The sequence below is a fragment of the Nocardia sp. CWNU-33 genome, assembly GCF_046764895.1.
Classification (GTDB): Bacteria; Actinomycetota; Actinomycetes; order Mycobacteriales; family Mycobacteriaceae; genus Nocardia.
In genome coordinates, this window is record NZ_JBKOQN010000094.1 from 1 (window position 1) to 2,057 (window position 2,057).

2 protein-coding genes and 1 pseudogene are annotated in these 2,057 nt (G+C 63.3%); 2 read left to right on the forward strand and 1 reads right to left on the reverse strand.

Features of this window, described 5'->3' with window-relative positions; genetic code table 11:
* Window positions 1–254: IS66 family transposase (locus tag ACLMAL_RS39455; RefSeq protein WP_412003742.1), on the reverse strand; the 254-nt coding region annotated here is incomplete at its 3' end.
* A gap of 653 nt (window positions 255–907) precedes the next feature.
* Between ACLMAL_RS39455 and ACLMAL_RS39460 the strand changes: the two genes are divergently transcribed.
* Together ACLMAL_RS39460 and thiG are read left to right on the forward strand one after the other, a co-directional pair.
* Window positions 908–1,924 carry an aldo/keto reductase gene (locus ACLMAL_RS39460; RefSeq protein ID WP_412003743.1) on the forward strand — a complete coding sequence of 339 codons (1,017 nt, stop codon included), beginning with the start codon at window positions 908–910 and terminating at the stop codon, window positions 1,922–1,924.
* Window positions 1,921–2,057 (forward strand): annotated as a pseudogene (gene thiG, locus ACLMAL_RS39465) (thiazole synthase); the annotation flags it as partial. The gene ACLMAL_RS39460 and the pseudogene thiG, both read left to right, overlap by 4 nt.

Consider the following 2,057-nt stretch of genomic DNA (forward strand, 5'->3'; position numbering starts at 1 on the left):
GTTGCGGGCGACGCGCACGACATCGTCGCGGAACTCGCGGGGATAGGGCTTGGGCACGATGACATCCTTTCAGCCTGCCCGAGGGGCAAGCCAACTCGGTTGTCACCTATCCGTGCAGCAGTCCCAAGTTTGATCATGCGGATGTCGCGTTCGGAGCCGTTGTTGTCCGGCGGGATCGCCAGGTTCGTGGTGAACCGCAGGTAGTCGTCTTGGCGGGCGAGCAGCCTGCGCGCCAACGCGTTCGGTGACTTCATCACCGCGGTTGCACGGGTGACGGTTTCGGCCAGGCCGAGGTGCGTGGCGCTGCGATAGAGGTGGATCTGCGCTGCCAGCGCGTCGGCGTCGATCCTGCCGGCCTCGGCCGAGACAACCAGTTTCGCCCCACCTGTCGTTACAGCTCCGCCAACTCGGCCTCGAGCCGCTCGTCACACTCGCCTGCCGCTCGATAACGCAGCCTGACGCTTCAGCAGACCAGCCAGCCGCCCGAGCCGATCCGCCTGCCGCTCCACCAGAGCAGCGAGCTCCTCATACTACGGACGCGAATCACCATGCACCCCAACATCATTCGCCAACCAACCGGCAGCCCAGACGACACGCCAGTCAACCGGACGCAACCACCTGATCAGTTACCGGAATCCTAGGGTTGTCAGGCGGTGCGGCATCGTGAATCCCACGCTCCCCGAACCGCATTCCTGCTCTCGTGCGATATGTGCACCCAAATTCGGAAGCGATGCTCACTCTGGACGGTGGCACCGGGATGCCGAGCACTTAACGTGGTGTCGACCAGGCGACGAAATGCTGGTCATGGGCTGATGTCCGTGGACGGCGGGGCCGAGATCACGGCACGGTCGGTGTGTAACCGTGCTGCGCGCCGACTGGTGCCACATCGACAAAAGGGGAATGCGTCATGAAGATCAGCAAAACGACGCAGTTGGGCCGCTCGGGCGTGCAGTTGACTGCCATGGGATTCGGCGGAGCACCGATCGGGAACTATCGCGAGCCCTCCAGCGACGGTGATTCCGCCGAGATGGTATCGCAGGCATGGGAATTGGGTGCACGCTTCTTCGATACGGCACCCCTATACGGGCACGGACTGAGCGAATACCGGCTCGGGTATGCGCTGCGTGCGTATCCGCGTACCGACTACGCGATCGCAACCAAGGTGGGCCGGGTCGTGGGCCGCAGCGCCAATGGCACGGCCTCCAACGATTCTTACGTCGACACACCACCGTTCGAAGCCGAGTACGACTACAGCTACGACGGTGTGATGCGCAGCGTCGAGCAGAGCATGCAGCGGATGCTCACTGACAACTTCGACATCCTGCTCATCCACGACTGCGACCGCCGCACCCATGGTGAGGATCAGCCGGAGGTTTTCAAGCAAGCGTTGAACTCTGCCTATCCAGCCCTCGAGACATTGCGCGATCAAGGTGTGGTCAAAGCGATCGGATTCGCTGTCAACGAAGCCGATATCTGCTACCGCGCTCTGCAGAACACCGACGCCGACTGCTTCCTGCTGGCAGGCCGCTACACTCTGCTCGAGCAGGACCCTCTCAACGACCTTCTCCCAGCGTGTCAGGACAGAGGCGTCGGCATCGTGCTCGGGGGCGTCTACAACAGCGGGATCCTGGCAACCGGACCTATCGAGACGGCAAGGTTCAACTACGCGTCCGCCCCCGAGTCGGTGAAGGCGAAAACTGCGGAAATTCAACGCATCTGCGATCGGCACAACGTCGCGCTGCCGGCGGCGGCGCTGCAGTTCGCCTTCGCCCACCCCGCCGTTTCTAGCATTTGCATCGGCGCCCGCAACCGAGGTCAGCAGCAGAAGAACGCCGATCTGTTCGAAGCCAGTATCGACCCGCAGTTGTGGGCAGACTTGCGCGGGGCCGGGCTGCTACGCAAAGACGCGCCGACACCCCGATGACCGATCACGCACTGGAGATCGCGGGCAAGCAGTTCGGCTCCCGGCTGATCATGGGCACCGGCGGCGCGGACAACCTCGCCGTGCTCGAGGAGGCATTGCTCGCCTCCGGTACCGAACTCACCACGGTCGCGAT

Coding starts and splice junctions, on each gene's coding strand:
- ACLMAL_RS39460 (WP_412003743.1), top strand. CDS start 908: ATGAAGATCAGCAAAACGACGCAGTTGGGCCGCTCGGGCGTGCAGTTG.